The organism is Streptomyces sp. KLMMK, from assembly GCF_036961605.1.
Taxonomy (GTDB): Bacteria; Actinomycetota; Actinomycetes; order Streptomycetales; family Streptomycetaceae; genus Streptomyces; species Streptomyces telluris.
The window spans coordinates 1-1,712 of record NZ_JBAMDC010000701.1 but is presented as its reverse complement, the minus strand read 5'-3'; the positions used below and the strand labels follow the sequence as shown (position 1 = coordinate 1,712).

The 1,712-nt window shown below is 74.1% G+C and carries 1 protein-coding gene and 1 pseudogene; both read left to right on the top strand.

The features are described 5' to 3' along the window. Positions 1-303: 303 nt before the first annotated feature. Positions 304-1,149: a DegV family protein gene (locus V7793_RS37275; RefSeq protein WP_336014137.1), complete on the top strand. Its 846-nt coding sequence runs from the start codon at positions 304-306 to the stop codon at positions 1,147-1,149. 252 nt (positions 1,150-1,401) lie between these two features. Continuing rightward, positions 1,402-1,712, top strand: a pseudogene (locus tag V7793_RS37270) (DNA-binding protein); the annotation flags it as partial.

Below are 1,712 nucleotides of genomic sequence, written 5' to 3'. Positions count from 1 at the left end.
CCCGAGCCTCGTGCGATCACCGGGCGGGAGCGGGACGGATGGCGGCAGCCGGGCTACTCCTGGCAGAAGACGAGCCGCCCGGAGAGCACCACCTGATCGGCCCGGGGCGCCGTTGACGCGGAGACCGCGGAGACCGTGGAGACCGCGGAGGCCGTGGAGACCTGCTCGTCCCCCCGGTGCGCGCTGCGTGTGCCCCGTGCGTGTACCCCATGCGGGCTTCCGCTGTCCGGCGGTCCCGCGGGATGATCACCTGTACGGGGCCCGTACTGCCGTCGGAGCGCCCCTGCGGGTAATCTCCGGAACATGTCCCGCCATGTCGCTGTCATTACTGATTCAACGGCCTATCTGCCGCAGCGGGCGATGGAGCGGCACAGCATCACCGCCGTACCGCTGACCGTCGTCCTGGGCGACGAAGCGCTCGAAGAGGGCACCGAGATCTCGGCCCGCAGCGTGGCCCAGGCCCTGCAGAAGCGCAGGTCGGTGACCACTTCCCGGCCCGGTCCCGAAGTCTTCGCGGCCGCGTACCGCGCGGCGGCCGAGGCCGGTGCGCGGGGCATCGTCTCGCTGCACCTGTCGGCCGAGTTCTCCGGTACGTACGACGCGGCGGTCCTCGCGGCGCGCGAGGCGCCGGTGCCGGTGCGGGTCGTGGACACCGGCCTGGTCGCCATGGCCCTCGGTTTCTGCGCGCTGGCCGCCGCCGAGACGGCGGACGCCGGGGGCACCCTCGACGAGGCCGTCGCCGCCGCGGAGAAGCGGGCCCAGGGCACGGCCACCTTCTTCTACGTCGACACCCTCGACTACCTCCGGCGGGGCGGCCGCATCGGCGCGGCCCAGGCCCTGCTGGGGTCGGCGCTGGCCGTCAAGCCGCTGCTGCAGCTGGAGGGCGGCCGCATCGAGCTGCGCGAGAAGGTGCGCACGGCGTCCAAGGCCATCGCCCGGCTGGAGGAGATCGCGGTGGAGCGCGCGGGCGCGGCCCCCGTCGACATCGCCGTCCACCACCTGGCCGCCCCCGACCGTGCGACCCTGCTGGCCGACCGGCTGCGGGAACGGCTGCCGGCGCTGGAGGAACTGCACGTCAGCGAGGTGGGCGCGGTCATCGGGGCGCACACCGGGCCAGGGTTGCTGGGCGTGGTGGTGGCGCCGAAGTAGGGGCTCGCGGCTCCCTTTGCCCTTGGTTCTTCCCCCGGTGGGGTGACGGGGTTATCCACAACTGCCGGGATATCCACGGGAATCGAGCCGTCCGAGCGGGATCGGGCGGATCGCTCTACGGTCTTGCGCATGACGGATCGCCCGAGAAATGCGGCAGTTGAGCCCGGCGGCCCTTCGCTGCGGGAGCGGGCGGGGGAGCTGTTTCCGGGCCGGTCGACGGGTCCCGCCTCGGGCGGGGGAAACTCCGGCGGCTTGAATGTCCCTCGCGCGGAGGGGAGTTGGCGCCTTGCGCTGCGGGAGCGGCTGCCGCTCTGGGCGCAGCTGCGGTGCGGCATCGAGCCGAGGACGCTCGCGGCGCTGACGGTCGTCCTGGTCGCTGCGTGCGCCTTCGCCGCGTACCACTTCCTGACCGGGCGCCCGCAGACCGTGCGGGTGCCCGTACGGGAGGCACCGGCCGCGGCGGTCGCGCCACCGTCCTCGCGGCCCGTTCCCGCGCCCGTCGCGCCCTCGGCGGCCCGTACGGGCGGGGCGGTGGTGGTGGACGTGGCGGGCAAGGTCCGCAG

Excerpts from the sequence above, each read along its gene's own strand:
- V7793_RS37275 (WP_336014137.1), top strand. The coding sequence starts at position 304 with ATGTCCCGCCATGTCGCTGTCATTACTGATTCAACGGCCTATCTGCCG.